Origin of the sequence: Chryseotalea sanaruensis, from assembly GCF_003990915.1 — a bacterium.
Taxonomy (GTDB): Bacteria; Bacteroidota; Bacteroidia; order Cytophagales; family Cyclobacteriaceae; genus Chryseotalea; species Chryseotalea sanaruensis.
This window is the reverse complement of record NZ_BHXQ01000001.1, coordinates 355,199-377,333: the sequence shown is the minus strand read 5'-3', so window position 1 is coordinate 377,333 and position 22,135 is coordinate 355,199. Positions and strand designations below refer to the sequence as shown.

At 39.9% G+C, this 22,135-nt stretch carries 15 protein-coding genes; 3 read left to right on the top strand and 12 right to left on the bottom strand.

The genetic code is table 11. The annotated features are described in order from the left end of the window. Window positions 1–226 precede the first annotated feature (226 nt). Entirely contained in the window at window positions 227–1,588 is a 1,362-nt protein-coding gene (locus tag SanaruYs_RS01480; RefSeq protein ID WP_127120735.1) for a M28 family peptidase, read from the top strand. A gap of 116 nt (window positions 1,589–1,704) precedes the next feature. Here SanaruYs_RS01480 and SanaruYs_RS01475 read toward each other — a convergent pair whose 3' ends face one another. The 12 genes from SanaruYs_RS01475 to SanaruYs_RS01420 form a co-directional block, all read right to left on the bottom strand. Further along, window positions 1,705–2,655, bottom strand: coding sequence for a pectinesterase family protein (locus SanaruYs_RS01475; RefSeq protein ID WP_127120734.1), 951 nt, complete (start codon window positions 2,653–2,655; stop codon window positions 1,705–1,707). A 1-nt stretch (window position 2,656) separates the two neighbouring features. Then, window positions 2,657–3,958 (bottom strand): pectate lyase family protein, encoded by a 1,302-nt coding sequence (locus tag SanaruYs_RS01470; protein WP_246011838.1) that lies wholly within the window; start codon window positions 3,956–3,958, stop codon window positions 2,657–2,659. A gap of 63 nt (window positions 3,959–4,021) precedes the next feature. Further along, a complete protein-coding gene (locus tag SanaruYs_RS01465) occupies window positions 4,022–5,626 on the bottom strand; it encodes a glycoside hydrolase family 43 protein (RefSeq protein ID WP_127120733.1) in 1,605 nt (534 codons plus the stop codon). A 60-nt stretch (window positions 5,627–5,686) separates the two neighbouring features. Beyond that, window positions 5,687–6,637 (bottom strand): pectinesterase family protein, encoded by a 951-nt coding sequence (locus SanaruYs_RS01460; protein ID WP_127120732.1) that lies wholly within the window; start codon window positions 6,635–6,637, stop codon window positions 5,687–5,689. Beyond that, window positions 6,634–7,398, bottom strand: a complete 765-nt coding sequence (locus SanaruYs_RS01455) for a rhamnogalacturonan acetylesterase (RefSeq protein ID WP_127120731.1) — start codon at window positions 7,396–7,398, stop codon at window positions 6,634–6,636. The genes SanaruYs_RS01460 and SanaruYs_RS01455 overlap by 4 nt, the downstream gene beginning before the upstream one ends. 2 nt (window positions 7,399–7,400) lie before the next feature. Further along, window positions 7,401–8,861: a pectate lyase family protein gene (locus tag SanaruYs_RS01450; protein WP_127120730.1), complete on the bottom strand. Its 1,461-nt coding sequence runs from the start codon at window positions 8,859–8,861 to the stop codon at window positions 7,401–7,403. 65 nt (window positions 8,862–8,926) lie between these two features. Next, window positions 8,927–10,486: a DUF5123 domain-containing protein gene (locus tag SanaruYs_RS01445; RefSeq protein ID WP_160118557.1), complete on the bottom strand. Its 1,560-nt coding sequence runs from the start codon at window positions 10,484–10,486 to the stop codon at window positions 8,927–8,929. Between the two features lie 19 nt (window positions 10,487–10,505). Further along, entirely contained in the window at window positions 10,506–12,290 is a 1,785-nt protein-coding gene (locus SanaruYs_RS01440) for a RagB/SusD family nutrient uptake outer membrane protein (protein WP_246011810.1), read from the bottom strand. A gap of 7 nt (window positions 12,291–12,297) precedes the next feature. Further along, on the bottom strand, window positions 12,298–15,525 hold the full coding sequence (locus tag SanaruYs_RS01435; protein ID WP_127120728.1) for a SusC/RagA family TonB-linked outer membrane protein: 3,228 nt from the start codon (window positions 15,523–15,525) through the stop codon (window positions 12,298–12,300). A 120-nt stretch (window positions 15,526–15,645) separates the two neighbouring features. Then, a complete protein-coding gene (locus tag SanaruYs_RS01430) occupies window positions 15,646–17,223 on the bottom strand; it encodes a glycoside hydrolase family 88/105 protein (RefSeq protein ID WP_127120727.1) in 1,578 nt (525 codons plus the stop codon). Window position 17,224: 1 nt separating this feature from the next. Continuing rightward, window positions 17,225–18,496 carry a DUF4861 domain-containing protein gene (locus SanaruYs_RS01425; protein WP_127120726.1) on the bottom strand — a complete coding sequence of 424 codons (1,272 nt, stop codon included), beginning with the start codon at window positions 18,494–18,496 and terminating at the stop codon, window positions 17,225–17,227. A gap of 4 nt (window positions 18,497–18,500) precedes the next feature. Then, on the bottom strand, window positions 18,501–20,150 hold the full coding sequence (locus tag SanaruYs_RS01420) for a glycoside hydrolase family 28 protein (RefSeq protein WP_246011809.1): 1,650 nt from the start codon (window positions 20,148–20,150) through the stop codon (window positions 18,501–18,503). Between the two features lie 279 nt (window positions 20,151–20,429). Between SanaruYs_RS01420 and kduI the strand changes: the two genes are divergently transcribed. Beyond that, window positions 20,430–21,260 carry a 5-dehydro-4-deoxy-D-glucuronate isomerase gene (gene kduI / locus SanaruYs_RS01415; RefSeq protein WP_127121297.1) on the top strand — a complete coding sequence of 277 codons (831 nt, stop codon included), beginning with the start codon at window positions 20,430–20,432 and terminating at the stop codon, window positions 21,258–21,260. After that, window positions 21,260–22,045, top strand: a complete 786-nt coding sequence (locus SanaruYs_RS01410) for a gluconate 5-dehydrogenase (RefSeq protein ID WP_127120724.1) — start codon at window positions 21,260–21,262, stop codon at window positions 22,043–22,045. The genes kduI and SanaruYs_RS01410 overlap by 1 nt, the downstream gene beginning before the upstream one ends. Window positions 22,046–22,135: the final 90 nt, after the last annotated feature.

Sequence of the window (22,135 nt, the reverse complement as noted above, 5' to 3'; positions counted from 1 at the left end):
GACAATCCGTCAAACCGCTGAACACGGAAGCATACAGCGGTCAGACGGATTTTAGATAAAAAATTGGCTCCCATTTTCATTGTATCTTGATGGTTTGTTTAATTGAATTCGATACAATCTCTAAAGATTTTATTAGGGCTGAAGGGCAAATTTCGACCGCTCATACTTCTTTTTATTCTATAGCAATAAGGATTGCATTACTTCGCACAAACTCAAACCTAAAGTTATGAAAAGGCTTTTAACGTACTTTGTTGTACTATTTTTAACCTCAGTTAATCTTTCATTTGCACAATCTAGTCCTCCGCAAACAGATTCAAGACTGTATGACATCGTTGCCGCAGTATCCGCTGAAAGGCTTGAAAAAGATATACGGATACTGGCAGGGTTTGGCACACGGAACACTTTTTCTGATACTGTCTCCAACTCAAGGGGTATTGGCGCTGCCCGCAGGTGGATAAAAAGTGAATTCGATAAGATTTCTAAAGATTGTAATAAATGCCTTGAGGTCTTTTATCAGAAAGATTTAGTGACCAAAGAAGGTAATCCGCGTGTGCCAAAAGATGCCTGGGTAGTTAACGTAGTGGCTATACAACGTGGCACAGAATTCCCAAATAACTTTATTATCATGTCTGGCGACATTGACTCCAGGGCAAGCAATACCATGGATTTTGAAACGGATGCTCCTGGTGCCAACGACAATGCTACTGGTATGGCTGGTGCCATTGAGGCAGCAAGGGTTTTAACTAAGTACAAATTCAGACACAGCATTATTTACGTTGGCTTATCAGGTGAAGAGCAGGGTTTATTCGGAGGTGCGGGCTTAGCGCGCTATGCCAAAGAAAAGGGCTGGAATATTTTGGGTGTCTTAAACAACGACATGATCGGAAACATTGAAGGCGTAAATGGTGTAATCGATAATCGCTCATTCCGTATCTTCTCAGAACCAGTACCTCCAACTGAAACGGAACAACGCAGAAACCAACGCAGGTTCTATGGTGGTGAAGTAGACGGTATCTCAAGACAACTGGCCCGCTATGTGCACACACAGACTAAAACCTATATGCCCGAAATGAATCCAATGATGATTTACCGCCTGGATCGCTTTGGTCGTGGTGGCCACCATCGCCCTTTTAATGATGTTGGTTTCCCTGGTATTCGCATCATGGAAACCAACGAAAACTACAACCGACAACACCAGGATATTCGCGTAGAAAATGGTATCAAGTATGGTGATGTTATTGAAGGTGTGAATTTTGAATATTGCAAAAAACTAACTGCCGTTAATGCCATTACCATGGCTGGCATTGCCTGGGCACCGCCAGCGCCAACCAACGTAAGCATTGGTGGAGCAGTGCAACCATCGACCAAATTGAGTTGGGATGCTCTACCGTCAGATAAAGTTGCGGGTTATAAAATATACTGGCGCGACACCACCTCACCTACCTGGGACAACTCGCGTTATGTTGGAAATGTAAATGCTTTTACGCTTGAAGGAATAGTCATTGATAATTATTTCTTTGGTGTTTCTGCCGTTGATAAAAGTGGTAATGAGTCTGTAATTGTATTCCCAGAAAAATTGATCCGGTAAATGCCGCCTCCAAAATCTTAACTGCCATTGCCAGATTAGTCTGACAATGGCAGTTCTGTTTTTATGAAAAAGGAAGGATAACTTGAATTGGATTTCGTAGGTTTATATATAGTGGCTCAATCAATCCACCACTTTTCACCCAGTACTTTGTTCAATGTATAATCTATAAGATCTTCTTCTTTCAATTGATGAGCCCATAAAACACGCTCTTTATTATTTGCACCTTCACCTTTTGAATTAAATTCTGCATAGAAAGAAGTTTTCTCTGCATCCGGTTTATTCCAATTGTGCCAGCCTTCAGGTTTAATCAGTCTATCAAGTTGACAATTGATAAATACTGTTTTAGCAAATGGTCTCCATGGTCTACCTAAGTAAATAGAGTGGTCTGGAACATCCCCTGTAATCTTACAATTTAAAAAAACAAAACCGTGTGCTGTGTCCTCAAGTGTAGAAGCTGCTGTGATATACATCCCACCTTTTTTGGTGAAGATGGTACAGTTTTCAAAAAAAGCAGTTGACCAGCCAAAGATGTAATCGACTGTACCTTCGATGTAGCAATCTTTATAATACTGCCTGCTCTTTTCACCATGTGCATAAAGCGTATCCTGAAAACCCAAAAAGCGACAATTAATAAATTGCACCTTATCACCCGATATGCGCACAGCAACGGCCTGCCCAACAGGCCCTGCTGAATTTTCGAAGGTGATATTCTCGGCAATAAAATCATCTGCAAAAATGAAAAAGCTGGATGAACCTGTTGTACCAATGGCTTCACCAAAAGCATTTTTCTTAGCAGCAAAATCATCGTAGGTAAGAACGGTTTGCCCAACATCCTCCCCTACAATGCGCACTTTTGTTTTAGAGGTGACCAGGGTTAGTTTTTCTTTATATATTCCTTTCTTAACAAATATTGTTGTCTGATTTTGTCTGAAGTCTGGCACAGCATTGAAAGCAGCCTGCACCGTTGTGAAATCACCGGAGCCATCAGCGGCCACAACAAAATCATATTGTGCCATGCAGACTGTTGTGCTGATAAGATAAAGTATTGTAACTAATGCAAAACGCATACTACTTAACCAGGCTATTTAAATACATTTCTATATTCGTATACTGTTTATTTAAACTAAACAAAGTATTGTCAGTTGCATCTTTTGGGTTGAGTTTATTTTGTGTCTCCCATGTATCAGGCATACCATCCTGATCACTGTCTGTTTCAGCGGATTGAGATTGTAACACAGGCCAACCGCCAACATCTTGTTGTGAGTCGATTATACCGTTCTTGTTTTTGCCGTTAACTGATAAACCATCTTTTACCTCCTGAATAAGACGTGCATCTGCCTGATCGCGCTTGTGGGATGCTCCCACTTGCTGTAACACCAAATCAAAAGCCTTATCAGCCGCTTGCAGGCGTATAGGCATTACGTTAAATGCTTTAGTTGTATAGCTCGAGTCAACATGATCCGCGACAATGCCTAATTTGTTGTTAGCGGATACTTCAGTATTTCCATGTAAATAATTTCCCTGCAGAAAGAAAGTGCCGTAAGGTTGTGATGGATTAACGATTCTGTCGCGTTTTGATTTAGCAGTAGCCGGCCCCGGCTTGTAATAATTATTTATCATATTATAACGGCCTTTCTCTCCACCGTAACTATTGTTGTTCATCCAGTTATAAACTACATTATTACTAAAATCGACCAGTTCGTCAGGTGAATTAGGTGTTGTTTTAGAACCACTAAAGCGAGGCAAGCGGCTATTGTGATGTGCTAAAAGATTATGATGGAAAGTTGCTTTCTGTCCACCCCAAATACCACCATAGCCATGATCTCCTTTGGCATGAACCGATTCATTTAAACTCTCTGCTATAATACACCATTGTAACGTAAAATTTTTATTTCCATAAAATGATGCACACTCATCTGTTGCCCAACTCATAGAACAATGGTCGATAATAATATTTTCTTGTCTTGTAGCAGATATTGCATCATCCTGCTGTGTCTTCTCATCTCCCAAACGAAAACGCATATAACGGACAATTACGTTACCCGCTTTTATTTTCATGGGATAGTTGCGTAAACAAATTCCATCTCCGGGTGCTGATTGCCCAGCAATAGTTAAATCTCCGTAGTTAATATCAAGTGGGGATTCTAAAGCAATTGTACCGGAAACTGCAAACGTGATAGTTCTTGTTTCTTTTTTCCGTATTGCCTCTCTTAAACTACCCGAACCACTATCGTTGAGGTTAGTGACAATATATACTTTCCCACCTCTTCCTCCAGTTGTAAATTTTCCAAAACCTTCCGCTCCAGGAAAAGCAATACCCTTTTCTTCAATTGACAAGTTTTGTGTGTTGGCACAACTGGTCATCAACATCAAACCAGAAATTAATATTATACTAAAGCTCCACTTCATATCTTCAATTCTAAATTTCAAATTTTAAATTCGGTTTATACGAAGCCAATCAATATCAACAAAGCCTGCATCATTTGTGTCATTTTTTCTCATGCAGAACAAGCCTAGTTTAGCGCCAACCCATCGTCCTGGTTTTGCTTCAAAATCCTTACTCACTTCTTCAAATGATTTACCATCTAAACTATAACTGAAATCAGCTATAGCACCTTTGCGCATTTTTATACAAAGGTATATTTCACCAGTTACAATTGTTGCAATCACTGTCTCTTCGCCTTTATTACCCTTATCCGCCATTTGGCAAGATGTATAAACAAGTACTATACCATTCTCACTTTGCTCTAAATTTAAGGACGCATAATCGCTACCCATTAAAACAAAACCAGTTTTTTCGCCTTTGTTTTTTTCGTTAGGGGTAAATTTCAGTTTTACAACTGCTTGAAATTCTTCAGCGGGTACTTTTTGAAAAAGTATGTTTGGTACATCCCATAGATTTTTAATCTCCTCCTTTTGCCTTGATGCATATAAACGGAGCATACCTGTCGCTGTATTCGCAAAAGCCCAGGTGGCTTGTGGATTAGCATGCCATTGCCAGGCCAGATTGATTTTATTATCATTAAATTCATCTCCTTGTACTGGAGTGGCTATGGGATATTTCAATGGCGTTAATGGCTTCTTGTATTGCAGTACTGGTTCGCCTTTACCATCACCATCTTTATCTAAGCCAATTACAGGCCAATCGTTTAACCAACGCATGGGCTGTAAGTGAATTACCCTGCCATAAGCTTCCTTGTCCTGAAAATGAATAAACCAGTCTTCATTGCTTGTTGTGCTTACCCATGCACCTTGATGGGGTCCGTTGATGGGGGTACTACCCTGATCCATCACAATCTTTCTTTCGTACGGGCCATAGACCTGCTTTGCTCTTAATACCGTTTGCCAGCCAGTGGCAACACCTCCGGCCGGAGCAAAGATGTAGTAATAATTATTTCGCTTATAAAACTTGGGGCCTTCGATGGTCGGATCAAGTTCATGGCCATCATACACAAGTTTTCCTGTATTGATCACAGCAGTACCTGTTGGATTTAATTCTTTAACAACGATTACACTTTTTATACCCGCCCGACTTCCGGCATAAGCATGTACGAGATAAACTTTCCCATCATCATCCCAGAGCGGACAAGGATCGATTAATCCTTTACCGTCTTCTACCAATACGGGTGCTGACCACGGACCTGCTGGATTTTTTGCTTTGATCAGATAAATACCAAAATCAGGATCGGGATAATAAATATAAAATTCATTGTTGTGGTAGCGAATGGATGGAGCCCATACACCATTACCCTGTTGCGTTTTTTCAAAATGTTCGATAGGAATTTGTCTTGTTAAGGCATGGCCTATAATTGTCCAATTAACTAAATCTTTCGAATGTAGAATCGGAATACCCGGTACGGCATCAAAGCTGGAAGAAACCATGTAGTAATCCTCTCCCACACGACACACATCAGGATCAGAATAGTCTGCATGGATAATCGGATTTTTATAAGTTCCATTACCTTGGTCTGCTACCCACACCTGAGCGAATGATACCTGCGTTATAAGAATAAAAAAAATGTAAATTACAATCTTCATCACCTTAACACTCTAACACTTTAACACTCTAACACCTTAACACTCTAACACTTCAACACTTTACTCAACCCTCCAATCACCAAAAATCTTTTGCAAAGTAATCGCTTCAGCCTCTTGCTTACTTAATTGTTTTATCCAACTAACGCGTTTTTCCATAGGCGCACCGGCTCCTGTGCTGCCAAACTCCGCATAACGCACCGTTGCTTCATTGGCAACATTGCGCCAGTTGTTCCAGCCTTCGGGAATAATGTGCGATCCCATCTCACAACGGATATAAGTAACACTGGCATAAGGCGTCCAGGGTCTGCCTAAAGAAACTTTATTCGTTTTTTCATCTGCCGTAAGTTTACAATTGAAAAAAACAAAGCCGTATTTCATTTCCCGAGGCGTAGAAGCTGCGGTTACATGCGAGTTTTTTTTACTGTGAATATGACAATTTTGAAAAACAGCAGTGGCTGGACCGAAGATAAAATCAGTAGTGCCTTCTATATAGCAATCTTTATAATATTGTCTGCTTCCTGGGCCGCTGCAAAAAAGCACGTCCTGAAATCCTGTAAAGCGGCAATTGTTGAATTTCAACCTGTCGCCATTGGCGAATACAGCCACAGCTTGCCCGGCCGTGAAACCGGCATTGTTTTCAAAACTGATATTCTCTACTGAAAAATCATTGGCGTAAATGAAAAAACTTGCGGATGTCCATGTATTGATGGTGTCGCCATTGGGCAAGCGCATACCCGCATGGTTATTGTAAGTTAAAATGGTGTTCATCTTATCCTCACCAACCAGTGTAACAAAATCTTTACGCGTATCTAAAACCAAGCGTTCTTTGTACACACCTTTTTTAACAAAAATGGTGATGGGTTTTGTATTGCCTACTGACACAGCGTCAAAAGCTGACTGGATACTTGTAAAATCACCAGATCCATCTTGTGATACTGTAATTCTCTTGTTTTGTGCAATTGCAACAAAACTAATCCAGATAAGCATCACGATAATTTTTGCTTCTCTCATTTCTTTGGCACTGGTTTATAAATATACTTTGCAAGTGGCAAATCCAGTCGCTTTATTTCAGTCAATACGATCTGCGCTATTTTTCGTGCCCCCATCTCGCTGAAGTGGGTGTTATCAATTTTCCCCTCAGGATAATTAGGATGTTCGCCAGCTTCTAACTGAAGAAAAAGTAATTTGGAATTTTCTTCACCCATGTTCTGGTAATACTCACGACTTAATGCATCTAAATCAATAAAGGCTACTTTCTCTGAAAGTGCTACCTCTTTAACTAAAGTAGAATATAAAGCATGCGTCTCTTGCTGCTTCCCTTCAACAAATTTTCTACGACTAACTGGTGTTAATAAAACTGGTGTAGCGCCTTTCCCTCTTGCTTCTGAAATAAACTTAGTCAAGTTTCTTTTATACTCTTCAGGAGTAGTGTACCGGTCAGTCTTTTCTTTCGACTCATCATTATGACCAAATTGCATAAAAACATAATCACCTTTCTTTAATTTGGTTTCTATCGGACTCCAGCGGTTCTCTGATATGAAAGTCCGTGTACTACGTCCATTTTTAGCATGATTCTCTATTACTACTGTTGAATCAAAAAAATATTGAAAAGGCATGCCCCAGCCTGTCTCCGGATAAGCTTTTACTTCTTTAGTGGCAATTGTGGAATCGCCAATCAAATAAATGATTGTTTTTGATTCCTGAACTGCAAAAGAAGTCAGGGTGAAAATGGTTAGGAATATAACTAAATGGCTATGTGTTTTTTGTAACATGCTTATTGGTTATCGGTAATAGATTTGACAATTGAATTTAAATAAACCTCCAGGTTATCATAACCTGTACTTAATTGTTTAAGACTTGCGTTCGAAATATTCGGATCAAGTTTCATTTCAATTTCCCAACTATCTGGCATACCATCACTATCACTATCCAATGGTGCTTCTGTGCTTGCCAGTGCAGACCAGCCACCAACATCTTGTTGACTGTCTATCATTCCTAACAAACTTCCGTTTGAGCCATTGGCAAAGAAAGTCTTATTCGTCACATCACTTACAATCCTGCTGTCAACAGCATCCCTTTTAAAACTGGCACCTGCATAAAGTAAAATTTTTTCATAGGCCTGGTAAGCGGTATGCGCATTTGAGAAAGGTAATAGTGTAAGCTGTGAAGTCAATAACATATTATTCTTATCAGTGGCGTTTCCATTCTTAGCTACAATGCCAATGCGATTATCGTTGGTAATATCCAACTGACCGTCAATAACATTGTCTGCAACAAAAAAGCTGCCATAACCATAAATAGGTGCGCCTGTCGCTGATTGGGTATAAGCATGCAAAAACCTTCTAGGATTTGCTGTGGCCGGACCAGGTTTAAAATAGTTGGCGACTACATTAAAAGTACCAGCTTCACCTCCATAAATGGCATCTGTTTTCCAATTGTATATAACATTATTTCTAAAATCTACTACCCCTCTAAGCGCCTGTGAAGAGGTCAGGCTACTGTAAACTCCCGGATGATCAAACCTGGGATTTCTATTATCATGATGCGCGAGTAAATTATGATGGAAGGAAGCATTCTTGCCACCCCAAATACCTCCATAACCATGCAAGCCTTTTTCATGAATTGAATTTCTCAGACTTTCTGAAATAATACACCACTGCATGGTAAAGTTTTCATTGCCATAGAATGATGAACATTCATCGGTAGACCAACTCATTGAACAATGGTCGATGATTATATTTTTTTTATAGCGTCCACCTAAAGCATCCGCTTCAGCGGCACCACCATCTCCCATACGAAACCTCAGGTAACGAATGATGACATTGTCTGCATTTATAGTAACTGGATGGTTCTGAATAGTTATACCATCGCCAGGAGCTGTTTGCCCGGCAATGGTTACGTTACCATTGCTAATGACTAAGGGGGAACTAAGTGAAATATTTCCTGAAACTTTAAAAAGTATATAACGTGCTCCACTGATAGTAATTGCTGAGCGTAAACTGCCAACACCACTATCATTAAGGTTAGTTACATAGATAACCTGACCACCGCGACCGCCTGTTGTGATGCGACCAAACCCTTCTGCACCCTTAAAGGCATAAGCTTCTTCATCGATACGAACGGGCAAGTCTTCGTCATCAGGTGGTATTGGCTCAGCCTCTTTGTTACAAGAGAATACAAGCAGTAAACAACCTAATAACCAATAGGGAAGAAAAAAAAATGTCCTATGTTTCATCAGGGTGTGATTAAATAAAAAAAGGTGTGATGACTTAAGTCACCACACCCATAAACTAAACCTATTTATTGTTGTCTCCAGCGAGGGTCACCTACTGCATTATCAAGTAGTGTTTGGTTGGTAATAGTAAAGTTACCTTCTGCTGCATTTGTAAAGCCTGGATCTAAAATTGTAAAATCTCCAGATTGATCAATTTTAATATTTCCTGGAACATCAGGAAAAATATGCAAACCAGTAGTATTAAAATAGTTATTGTTTTCAAAAGTTGGTGCTGATGTACTCGTTTGATTAGTATAGATCGCGTTGCTCTCTGCAAACAATGTGTTTTGCACTGTAAGCGAGTTTGTATTGAAACGGACATATAATATTCTATCTGTTGTATTAGAAACTCCGAAAAGTGTACAATGATCTATGAGCACATTAGTATTTAACCCAGTACCGGTGTAGCCACCGGCTGCATCAATTCTTACGAAATCACGACCAGGTGCACAGTTATTAAAGGTACTATTAGTAATGCTTACATCAGTGACATGTGTGTTTCTAAAGTCGATAAAATCTCCACCACTTGTAAGAACATTGGTTAAAACACAATTATCAACTGATACTGAAGCAACTGTGGAAGCAACATTACCTGCAATGAACGAACGAGTAAAGTCGTGAATATTACTTCCATTAATAGATAATGAAGCATAGTCGAATCCGGCAGTATTAAAACGGAATACATCATTAAGTGCCTCATCTCCATCTATATCAAGGTTATTAATTGTCACATCTGTTGCACCGCCTTCGATGCTAAACTGAACATGCACCTTTGGCTTATCAAATGGATAGAGACCACTGATGGTTATTGATTTATCCAGTATAATTATTCCTGTATACACCGTGTAATCGCCAGGGAATAACACAAGGGCATCTCCGGGAGCCGCTGCAGTAATCACTGCATTCAAATCATCTTCAGGATAAACAGCTGTGGCATCTCCAATGTCAATCAACGTTTCGAAGCTTACATTACCCCTTACTTTGTTTTCTCTGAGTAGTGTTACAGTATAGTTAGTTTCACCAGTTAAACCAGTAATAGTAGCGATACCTGCTGCTTTCTCATCCTCGGTAATTGCTCTGCTTATAGCACCCGGATTAATGAGGAAGCTGGTTACATTACTTCCAGCCGGCCATCTTAACGTTGCTGTAGTGGCTGCTATATCTCCGTCTATAACAGGCAAGAATATATTTTCTTGAGCAGTCATAATTGTTACAGTGGCCCAATTGGATTCTCCGAAGCCATTGGCACCAATGCCTTTTACCCTTGCAGAATATCTGGTTTCCCCATCAAATACTTCCTGCAGTGGTAAATCATCTGGCGATACCGTTACTGTTCTGATGATACTAGTAAATTCAAGACTGTCTTCGCTGAATTCAACAACATACTCAACAGCTTCATCACGTAAGTCCCATGTAAGTTCAATAGTAGTCAAATTCCTTATTCTCGCTACCAGTTCTACCGGAGTTAGAACCCTTGAAAGATTCAATTCTTCAACTGGATCTATATTATCTTCACAGGCACTAATCACTATGAGTGATAAAAGTCCAATGAAAATATTTTTACTAAGTCTGCTTATACTTTTCATAACAATATCTTTAATACTTTTATTCATTCACTAATTGACCGTTGCTTGAATTCAAAAACACCTGCCATATAGGCCAGAATTGTTTTGTGTCGGGATTTTGAATGTAAATAGACTCTACCTTTTCGCTATTGAGATTGTCCCAGTTAAAGGTTGATTCATATCCAACAGGAGCAGGATCATTCTCTCCTCTGTTCAAGCCATAAATTTCAAGCGTTTCATTATCTGCCGCATATCGGTAGTGCAGAATGGAAGGAACATTGGCATATTCACCAGTGCGATCAATCAAAGCATACATTTTGACTTTAGCTTCATCTATTTTGGTACCTAATAAATTCCAGCGAATCAAAGCTTGCTTGCGTTCCATTTCACCTGTAAATTCAAACTTATGCTCATCTACAATAGCAGTAAACATCGCTTCTTTTGTACCCAGCGTGCTTAAGTAGTTATCAACCTTTTCAGTCCAGTCTGCTGAATTGAATGCGCGCTGACGAATTTCTCTGAGGTAAGGTAATGCTGCACCAGGACCTTGTAGTTCATTGGCAGTTTCAGCAGCCATTAACAGGATTTCAGCATAGCGCATGTACAATTTGTTTACACCATCATCATTTGTTGATGTTACAAAACGATCCATCCATTCGTAGCGATATTTACCAAAGTACCATGTATTTAAACCGACTAATTCTTGTCTTGCAAAGCCATTCTGGTCTGCAGTACCATATCGATAAGGCACACAGGTAACATCCCTTCTTGTGTCTTTCTCATCAAAGTCATAAAAAATTATGGGCAGAGGGCCCGCCTGACCACCGCGATTTGCACCATTGGCATGGTACTGATCATTGGTAGCATGGCGTACTGCAAAAGTAAAGAGCATACGGCCACGTCCATCGGAGAATGGAATCTCCCAAAGTGTTTCCCCTCCGGCAGTTACATCATCTTGATTGTTTTTCTTAAATACTGTTTCAAACAAAGGTTCCAGCCTTGCAGTACCACTGTTGATAACATCCAAACATTCCTGATAAGCTATGGCATACATATTGGCAACTGATAATTCAGGATCATCACTTCTCTTTATTCCTACAACCGGATACTGAGAGTACCCACTTGCAGCCAGGCATAAACGGGCGCGCAAACCTTTCACAAAAGCTTTGTTCACTCGCTCAACACTACTGGTTGATGCCGTTTCATTAGGCCAGGGAACAAGTGTTGCGGCTTCACCTAAATCAGCAATTAATTGTTTATAGATCACATCACGACTTGTTTTTGGCAAATAAATAGTCTCTGAAGAGATCGGCTCAAAACGAGCTGGTACATCTCCCCATGCCTTTAATAAATCGGCATAATAAACTGCGCGCAACGTTAAAGCCTCGCCCAATAAATTTCCCAACTCGTTATCAGGTGATGGATTTCCATATCGTCTTAAACCTCTTATGCATAAATTAGCACGCTCAATACCAGAATACATTTGAGCCCAGGTATTGTTTTCTGTATTCATGTTGGCATTATTAGGCTGGGCATTATATACAGCCAGGTCTGCATTATCACCAGCTGTTTGAGAGGCATTATACCACTCTACATCTGTATTCATACCATACCATGGCAGGAAGCGTCCGCGATAAGAGTTTGTTTCACCAAATGGTACTTTTATACCATCAACTGCACCACGCGCTAAGTCTGGTGTAGAGAAAATAACAGATTCATCTAATGTAGATTTTACCGGGGTCTCCAGAAAATCGTTACAGGCAGTAAGCACACTCGCGATTACTACTGCTAGCAGGTAGGTTAGTCGTTTCATAGTAGATTTCATCGCTTTATTAGAAATTAAGATTTAAACCAAAAACAAGTTGACGGCTTCTTGGATAAGCAGAGTAATCAACACTAGGTGTAAGACCAGTTCTTCTGCGTGTTGAAACCTCAGGGTCAAAGCCTGAATGTGGTGTTAGCACAAATACATTATAAGCGGTTGCATAAAAACGAAGGTTTTGTATGCGCGCTTTTGATGTTAGCGAAGATGGAAGCGTATAACCAAGAGATAAAGTATTTAGACGCAAGAAGGATGCATCTTCAACAGCCCAATCACTGAATATTGAGCGCGCCATGTACGGTGACCACATAGAAGTGTTGGCATTCATAGCAGCCAACGTTGCAGGATCATTCACGATAGTACCTGTAGCTGGATCCAAATTAGTCCAGCGATTACCATCTGCCATAATATCAATAAGATTGCGGTAGTTAGTCCTTGGAGTAGCAGTTGTGTACTCAATTTTATTTGCATTATATACTTGGTTACCGTAGCTATAATTAAAGGCAGCAGTAAGATCAAAACCATAAGCATAACCATTCAGGGTAAAACCTCCGGTATGCTTAGGCAATCCGTTACCTATTCTTTCTTTGTCAGCAACGGTTACATCTCCGTCTCCATCCAGATCTCTTAGCTTCATCATACCCGGTCTGAGCGTACCCAACACTACAGAGCCGTCTACTACATCCGATCTGAGAATCCAGTTACCGGAGCCTGCATCGTAGCCCTCAAAATCAGAAACTTCATAGCGGCCATCACTACGGTAGCCAATCATATCACCCAGCGGACGACCAACTGCTACTTTAAAATCACCTTGTATATCGGTAGACGCCCAACCAGAATCGCGGAAGAAGTCATTCAACTCACCCAGTGAAACAACCTTGTTTCTATTTATTCCAATATTTGCACTGATGGTAAGGCCATACTTTTCCTTCTCCAAGGCAACATAAGTAAGTGAAGCCTCTAGACCTTTGTTTTCAGTCTCACCGATGTTTCGGAACTGATCAGTATAGCCAGAACCTGGCGTAGGGAATTGAATTAATAAATCAGAAGTGTTATTCAAATATGCTTCAAAGGAACCTACCAGCTTACTTTTAATAATACCAAAATCAAGACCAGCGTTCCGCGTTGTGGTTGTCTCCCACTTCAGATCAGGATTGGCAAGTAGATTCGAAGCAGCCCAAAAATCAGTCACACCGTTTATCCAGGTAGTTGTACGTGATAAAAATGCCTGTGAAGTCTGACCTCTGTCTATTCCATTATTACCTGCAACACCATAACTGAAGCGAATCTTCAAATTGTCCAACCAATTAGAAGTTCCCTGCATAAAGTTCTCTTCAGAAATTTTCCAGCCCACAGCAGCTGATGGAAAATACCCCCATCTATTATTACCTGCGAATCTGCTGGATGCATCCGCTCTGTAGGTTGCTGACAGTAGATATTTTCCATTATACTCGTAAGTGGCGCGTGTAAAGAATGACAATAGATTGTCATCAGGGCTGAAATTGTTGTCGACCGCCTGAGGTACACCCTGTGTAGTTAATTTAAATGCCTGATCTGCCAGAAATAATTTTGGATAACCATGAAGCACCGTACTTAACTGGTTTGATTGTGTATGGATAACCTCATGACCCAACAAGAGCTTCAGGTTATGGTCACTGCTTAGCAAATTCTTAAAATCATAATTAAAAGTATTGGTACTTCTAATCCTTGTCTCCTTTGCATCTCGAATAATTGCGGCAGGATTACCTTGATTTTCGCTTGAAGGAACATTCTGCACATAGTAAGTTGAACGACCATAGAAACGATTATCAATATTGTTGAAAACATCAAAACCTAACTCAGACTTAAAATTTAATTCTTCTAGGATATTCCAACCGATACTACCGGCAACGTTAAAATTTCTACGTTGTTGCAGTCTGTCATTATCTATAACGGCAATGATTGGATTAATTAAGGTACCCGCCAGTTGATCATCGGTATCATTATTGGTTATACCTGGGAGTTGGATTGGTGAATAAAGAACACTGTTCTTCAAACGAGAATCTGCTGAGGAAACTTCATTTTGTTCATTAGCTCCCCCTCCTCGTATTTCTGTATCAGAGTAACGTAATGAAAACCCAATATCTATTTTATCCGAAGCCTTATTATTCAATTTAAGAGTGAAGTTATTACGCCTGAAGTCAGAACCAATCATGATGGCTTTCTCATCATAAAGTGCATAGTTCATTGAATAAGAGAACTTATCACTACCACCCCGCAAACTAATATCCTGGCTATTGACAACACCTGTTCTTCCATAAATCTGCTTCTGCCAGTCATTACCACTTAATCCGTCAAATAAGTCACGGTCCTGCCAGGTGCCAAAGTAATTTTCATAATAACCCTGATCGTCTGAATCAAATCTCAATTGAGAGTACTCTCGTTGCCATTTCACAAAGTCTTGTGGATTTAATACATCCAATGTGTTCGCTATTTTCTTGAAACCATAAAACGCATTATAGCTAACCGAGAACTTCCCGGCCTTACCACTTTTGGTAGTGATGATAATTACCCCATTTGCTCCACGCGATCCATATATGGCTGTAGAAGATGCATCCTTTAAAACATTAATAGATTCAATATCAGATGGCGTAATATCATTTATACTGTTAACAGGAAAACCATCAACAATGTATAAAGGCTGATTGCTTTGCGTAATGGATCCTCCACCACGGACACGTATATTTACTTCCGCATCTGGTGAACCTTCTGTGCCTGTTACTTGAACCCCTGCCAAACGGCCGGTAAGTGATTCTGCCACTGAAGCAACTGGTACTTTTTTTAGATCATCGCCACCAATAGAAACAACTGATCCTGTCAGATCAGATTTCTTCATGGTACCATAACCGATTACGACCACTTCACTCAATTGTGTTATATCAGTCTCCATTGTTACTTCAATTGAAGTCTGACTACCAACTGCTACTTCCTGTGTTTTCAAACCAATGAACGAAATCACTAGTGTTGCACCTTCTCTGACAGAAATGCTAAAATTTCCATCGGCATCGGTAACTGTTCCATTAGAAGGCGTACTTTTCTCCACAACAGTAACACCTGGAAGTGCTACGCCATCGTCACCTTTTACAACACCTTTTATAGGTTTGCTTTGCGACAGTACCTCAAGGGTACCTACTCCCAGTAGGGAGAAAGTCATGAATGCAATCTGCATCCATTTTCTAATTGGTAAATTTTCCTTCATAGTAGACAGTTTTTGAGTTGATAGTGGTTTGTTAGTTTATTGATGCTAAAATTCACGAACGTTCGTTGCCGTAGATTGCCATTTTTCCTTAGTATCGATCGTTGTTTCATATTTGTTGGGCTAATTAGTTTTTACTTTATCCAATTCGAGGCTTGCATAAAGAAGTGCGGCTAAGCCTTTGTAATCGTTGATGCGACATTCTGTTGAGATGTAGTAATCAAAATCTCCTTTGGAACCTTTAGGATTAAGTGTTCCGATTTTTACGGTACGGTTCAGATATAATATCCCCTCATCGTCAAATACTACATAATCTTTTATTAAAGATTGATAGGCTTCTTGCGCTGCTTTCAGATAAGCAGCGTCTAACAAACCAAGTCGATTGCCTTTAGCAAAAGCGTAAGTGAACATGGCAGAACACGATGTTTCTATCCAGTTACCTTCACGATTGCCTTTATCTAAAACCTGATACCATAGTCGATTACTGGTATCCTGATACTTTTTAACGCTCGCTGATAAATCCTGAAATAATTTGATCAGTGCTTTTCTATCTGGATGATCAACAGGAATGTATTCTATACTTTCCACCAGTGCCATCATGTACCAACCCACTGCACGTCCCCAAAACTCAGGCGAAGTTCCCTTAACTGAATCTGCCCAGACTTTGTTTTTTGATTCATCCCAACCGTGATACATCAAACCAGTAGTGGAATCTGTTGTATACTTTGAAATCAGTTTTATCTGATGAATGGCTTCTTCAACTAAAGCCGGTTCATTAAATGTTTGAGCATATTGAAGTGAAAAAACATCCGCCATGTAAATGCCATCTAACCACATTTGTGATGGATAGACCAGCTTATGCCAATAGCCGCCTTCGTTTGTTTTTGGTTGTGTAAGCAATTGTGCTTTTAACTGATTAGCAGCATTCTTGTATTTTTCCTCTTTGGTTAATTCATATAAAGAAAGTAGTATCCTGCCCGGTAAAATATCGTCTAACTTATATTCATCAGGGCGGTATTGTATAGAATCCAATTTTCCATTTTCATCGATGAAACGATTTACCCACTGTTTGATATAGTCAAGGTATCTCTCATTTTTAGTTTCCTGATAACGAACAAAAGTCGCATTAAGGAAAAATCCATATTCGTAGTTCCAGCGATCAGGTGCGTAAATCGGGAAATCAACAGGGTCAGGATACAGTTGTAAAGTAGACTCTATAATTTTATCTGACCAGGAGTCAACCGGATTGTCTTTGATATAGTCAGTGTAAGACTTTAACCAGGTAATTTTTAATCGCTCATTCGTTGAGGCTGTCTCAGACAAATACAAGGCATTGCCCCCACCGGAAGAAAGTGTAAATGCGAAGATGGGCTCATTGGAAGCGAATACATAGTCAAACACCAATTGCTCCGGTACCTTGTCTGCATCTGTATCAACGACTTTTGCTTCAAATGTTTTTCCAAAATTCAAATCCTTAACAGTAAATCGTGTTTTCTCAGCTCCGGAAAAACGTGATGAAATATCCGTCCAGTTGATTACAATCTGCACAGTGTCTTTTGCAGAACGAGAATTATATAAACGTTGCACGATAAACTCTTGAGAAGTCGCTTTATCCGTTTGCTGACAATAAATCAGTAAACCACCCAACAGTATGATGCTGAGAAAAATAAGATGGCGTCTGTATCTGGTCTTACTCAGCATATTACTTCTTCTTTAACAGTTTAACCTGAACAGGATTTGCTAATGCTGTCGCCACCTGGGTGATGTAAGTACGAAAAGCTTCCTCATTGGTAATACCATTTGGTTCTTTCTCCCATGCGGCTAAAAAATGATATACCACCTTTCCATTCTCAGGCTTTAAACTAACCAGGTGACTAAATTCATCTTCAGTAAATTCATTGATGAATTCAGGATTAAAGAATACAGCCAATCCCAAATTATCACTATTCAAACTTTGCTTGCCATAAGTGGCCACATAAGCCCATTGTTCTTTATTGCCCTTATCGGTTATAGTTTTTGATACTTTGTCCTTTGTAATACCTGTTGTGATATTGTTAATGTCATTACTCACGGTAAGTAATTCCCTACTTAATCTGCTGCCCGCATGTATAGATAAGCGTGAGCTTACATCATGCTTCTTCTCTCCTACCTGCCAGCCAAAATAGTGTGTGAGTATTGAAGAGTATATTGCACCATTCTCTGTAATACGACAGTCAACACTATCAGTTTTTTCAACACGCAAAGCGGATTTATTGTAAAGTGTGGCAATCGATCCTACTCCAACAGATTTACCCACTTTCATCACATCCATACCCCAGTCTTGCATGTTATGATAAGAATCAAAACCATCTAAACCTGTTTTTTGAAGTGCCATTTCCGGTTTTACTTTTCCAAACACATCTGTGGCATTGCGCTGATCTAAATAGAATCGATAGCCTACTTTGTCAGACTCCCAACCTGGCCCTTCATAGCGTATAAACCATGAGTGATCTTTATGTTCGGGGGGCACCCGTAAATAATCTACATTCTTGAACTCACCTCCTATGTACTCTCTGTTTTCGAAACGTCCACCAACTTTATGAGAAAGTTCTGCTTGCGTACGTTTGGTATAATTGCGCGCTATTTTTCCTGTTTTGTTATAGTAGATTGTGATAGTTTTTTTCTCATTAGCTTTCAAGGCATCAATCATGAAAACAATACCCTTTTCATCCTCATCCGTTTTATTATACTGACTAGCCAATTCTTTATCACCATCCATCACTACAAAAGCATCTGCATTGAAACCTGTGTCTGTCAGCTGGTTTGCTTTAATACTGACTAAGACATCCTTGCGTTCAGTCTGCAATGGATTACTCACCTGCACAGATACACTTTCACTGAACTGCTTCTTAATGCTTTGTGAAAAGGATACAGAGCTAGAAAGCAATATGAATATTGCTATAGTAAGAGGTCTATATGTAAAACTATACTTCATGACTCTATTTCTTGCTAACCGCATTGGCTTGTACATTGGTGCCTAGCACTACTTCTTTAGTAGCTTGCTTTGCATCAGTATTCAGTAAACGAATGTTGGCTGAGCGTGAACCTGTAACTTTCAACAAAACATCTGATGGTTTGTATTGAATGTTATCTAGTACTACACCTTTGCTGTCCTGTACATTCACAACCGTTTTATCATCGCAATACAGTATGGCATTTTTCAAAGAAATGTCGCTGCCTTCAATGCACTCAAACCCTTTCTGACTTTGGATGAAAATGTTTTCCATTTGAATATTCTTAATATTCATCTCAGGTAAGCCACGCACAAAAATGCCAGTCTCTGCACCATTGCAAACAACATCTTTAATAAACACATCTTTAAACTGTGGTGTTGCTTCACTTACAGGTTCAAAAGCGATGGAAGGTTTATCTTCACCAGAGAAGACTGCCAATGGATCCTTAGCCATGTAATACATATCGAACAAGATGGCAGCGCCTCCTATGTTATTCATATTGATGTTGTTGATATAGATTTTCTCAACAATACCACCACGACCTCTGGTTGTTTTAAAACGAATACCGATGTCGGTACCCAGGAAATTACAATCCGAAACAAAAATATTTCTGGCACCACCACTCATTTCACTACCTACTACGAAACCACCATGACCATGAAACACAGTACAATTGCGAACGATAACATCTTCAGTAGGTACTCCACGCTTTCTGCCTTCTTCATCTCTACCGGATTTGATACAGATACCATCATCACCCACATCAAACATGCTGTTTTCAATCAACACATAACGGCATGATTCTACATCTACTCCGTCACCATTCTGTGCATTCCATGGATTGCGCACTGTTACGTTGCGAATAGTTAAATGTTGTGTTAAGAGTGGGTGTAAACACCAGGCAGGTGAATTCTGAAAAGTAACACCTTCCAGCAATACACGTTTACAATTGATGATGCTGACCATATTTGGTCTTAAAAATTCTTTTATACTTTCAGCTTTTTCAAAATCAAAACCCTCGGCAATTACACCGGGGCGTTTCATGGTCGATCCTTTAAGCGCTCGTTCAGTCGGGTACCAAGTGTCTTTTTGTTCATTAGTAACTCCGCCCGATTTAATCAGCTGACTCCACTCAGGTGGTGTTACTTTATTTTTCTTTACCGGACGCCAGGCCTGACCTGCGCCATCTAAAATGCCTTTACCAGTGATAGAAATATTTTCAGCATCTACGGCATAAATAGGAGAATGCGCACGAATAGCATCAAGACCTTCCCAGTTTGTTTTAACCAATGGGTAATGATCAGTGTTGCTGCTGAATTGAAGGACAGCACCTTCGCTAATATGTAAATTGATATTGCTGTTTAATTTGATTGGTCCTGTGATCCAGAAACCCTTCGGCACCAACACAGTACCACCTCCTGCTTTGGTGCAGGCAGCTATCGCATCCTGAATGGCTTTAGTATTTACGGTATGGCCATCTGCTTTAGCACCAAAATCTTTAATGTTAAATGTGTTAGCCTTATTAACAGACACTTGTTGAATCTCCGGTAACTGCTGCCCTTCACATGTTAAGGAGGCAATTAATAACAGTGCGAAAGTGAACAACACTAAAGAATGGGGCCTTTTAACTAACATTTTTATCATTTAAGTGGTCAGTGTTTGATCGTTTTCTAAGGCTTTTATGCGCAATCGATTGCATTTTAGGAAAGTTTATTTGACTGACCAAACAAAATTTCAAAAATTTACCATAAACACTTATTTTAGATCAAATAATAAGCTTTTACCAAGCTTAATACTGGATACTGGTAAGAATTATTGAACCTGATCTTAAAAAAGGTCATGCGATTGCAAACGGTTTCTATCATTTTTTTAGTATATATTGCGCAAACGATTACACATCTGGCCTTTTCATATATGAATGCTTCTATTTACGCAGTACATCCTGACGATTTTAAACAGTATACTACAACACGTTTGCGTGAACTCTTCTTATTAGAGAACCTGTTCCTTACCGATAACATTACTAATGTTTACACGCATTATGACAGACTTATTGTTGGTGGTGTGAATCCCGTAACTAAAAATCTTTCGCTCCTCTCCTACGATGCTCTCAAGTCGGCATACTATCTGGAACGCAGAGAAATGGGAATCATCAATGTAGGTGATGCTGCCGCTGTAACAGTCGATGGCCAAACTTTTTCACTCGAGAAGAAAGAAGCACTCTATATTGGTCAGGGTGCAAAGGAAGTTGTCTTTCATACCGCCACAAAAGGAAATGCACTTTTCTACTTTAACAGTGCACCTGCACATAAGCACTACCCTACTCGCAAAGTAACTTTAGCGGAAGCTGAAACGGTTGAACTCGGTTCTTTAGAAAGCTCTAACCACAGAACAATAAGAAAATTACTGGTCAACAGCGTACTACCTACTTGTCAATTGCAAATGGGTTTAACTGAATTAAAAGCCGGTAGCGTATGGAACACGATGCCACCTCATACACACGACAGACGGATGGAAGCTTACTTCTATTTTGATGTTAAACCGGCCGAAATGGTCTGTCACTTTTTAGGCCAACCCGATGAGACCAGACATATTTGGGTGAAGAATAATCAAGCTGTATTATCTCCACCCTGGTCAATCCACTCAGGTGCAGGTACCAGCAACTATGCTTTCATCTGGGGAATGGCTGGTGAAAACCTCGACTATGCTGATATGGATGCTGTTAAGCCTGAAAACCTACGCTAATGCAAGAGCTATTTAATCTTTCAGGAAAACGTGTACTCATTACAGGAGGCACTCACGGACTAGGCATGGCTATGGCCAAAGGATTGGCAAATGCAGGTGCTGAATTAATCATCAACGGACACTCCCCCGATAAAATGGAAGTAGCCCTTGATCACTATAAGCAAGCTGGCTATAAAGCGAGTGGTTATCTGTTTGATGTAACGCAACAAGAGGTGGTACGCGAAAGCATTTCAAAAATTGAACAAGAGAGAGGCGCTATAGATATTCTCATTAATAATGCTGGTATTATCAAACGTATTCCCGCTATTGATATGGATGCTCAAGATTTCAGATCGGTGATTGATGTAGATCTGGTTGCCCCCTTTATTGTCTCTAAAGAAGTAGCCAGACATATGATTAAAAGGCGAGCTGGTAAAATCATCAACATCTGCTCCATGATGAGTGAGTTGGGACGTAACACCGTGTCAGCTTATGCAGCAGCCAAAGGTGGTTTAAAAATGCTGACGAAAAATCTTGCTACTGAATGGGCTCCACACAACATTCAGGTAAACGGGATTGGTCCAGGTTATTTTGCTACGGAACAAACCGCTCCCATTCGTGTTGATGGCCATCCTTTTAATGAATTTATTGTTAACAGAACTCCGGCTGGTCGTTGGGGTGATCCGGATGACCTTGCAGGAACAGCAGTTTTTCTATCCTCTAAAGCAAGTGATTTTGTCAATGGACAAATAATTTACGTAGATGGTGGTATATTAGCAACCATCGGGAAACCGTCTAATGAATAAAGAGACCTGACATCGAAGACTTGAATACTTTGATCTTCCTTGTTGTGTTTCATAAAACCTAATTAATGAACATGTGCGCATTACGTTTAT

Bases quoted from the DNA above. Each gene is read 5' to 3' on its own strand.
- SanaruYs_RS01480 (WP_127120735.1), top strand. From the start codon at position 227: ATGAAAAGGCTTTTAACGTACTTTGTTGTACTATTTTTAACCTCAGTT.
- SanaruYs_RS01475 (WP_127120734.1), bottom strand. From the start codon at position 2,655: ATGCGTTTTGCATTAGTTACAATACTTTATCTTATCAGCACAACAGTC.
- SanaruYs_RS01470 (WP_246011838.1), bottom strand. From the start codon at position 3,958: ATGTTGATGACCAGTTGTGCCAACACACAAAACTTGTCAATTGAAGAA.
- SanaruYs_RS01465 (WP_127120733.1), bottom strand. From the start codon at position 5,626: ATGAAGATTGTAATTTACATTTTTTTTATTCTTATAACGCAGGTATCA.
- SanaruYs_RS01460 (WP_127120732.1), bottom strand. From the start codon at position 6,637: ATGAGAGAAGCAAAAATTATCGTGATGCTTATCTGGATTAGTTTTGTT.
- SanaruYs_RS01455 (WP_127120731.1), bottom strand. From the start codon at position 7,398: ATGTTACAAAAAACACATAGCCATTTAGTTATATTCCTAACCATTTTC.
- SanaruYs_RS01450 (WP_127120730.1), bottom strand. From the start codon at position 8,861: ATGAAACATAGGACATTTTTTTTTCTTCCCTATTGGTTATTAGGTTGT.
- SanaruYs_RS01445 (WP_160118557.1), bottom strand. From the start codon at position 10,486: ATGAAAAGTATAAGCAGACTTAGTAAAAATATTTTCATTGGACTTTTA.
- SanaruYs_RS01440 (WP_246011810.1), bottom strand. From the start codon at position 12,290: ATGAAATCTACTATGAAACGACTAACCTACCTGCTAGCAGTAGTAATC.
- SanaruYs_RS01435 (WP_127120728.1), bottom strand. From the start codon at position 15,525: ATGAAGGAAAATTTACCAATTAGAAAATGGATGCAGATTGCATTCATG.
- SanaruYs_RS01430 (WP_127120727.1), bottom strand. From the start codon at position 17,223: ATGCTGAGTAAGACCAGATACAGACGCCATCTTATTTTTCTCAGCATC.
- SanaruYs_RS01425 (WP_127120726.1), bottom strand. From the start codon at position 18,496: ATGAAGTATAGTTTTACATATAGACCTCTTACTATAGCAATATTCATA.
- SanaruYs_RS01420 (WP_246011809.1), bottom strand. From the start codon at position 20,150: ATGTTAGTTAAAAGGCCCCATTCTTTAGTGTTGTTCACTTTCGCACTG.
- kduI (WP_127121297.1), top strand. From the start codon at position 20,430: ATGAATGCTTCTATTTACGCAGTACATCCTGACGATTTTAAACAGTAT.
- SanaruYs_RS01410 (WP_127120724.1), top strand. From the start codon at position 21,260: ATGCAAGAGCTATTTAATCTTTCAGGAAAACGTGTACTCATTACAGGA.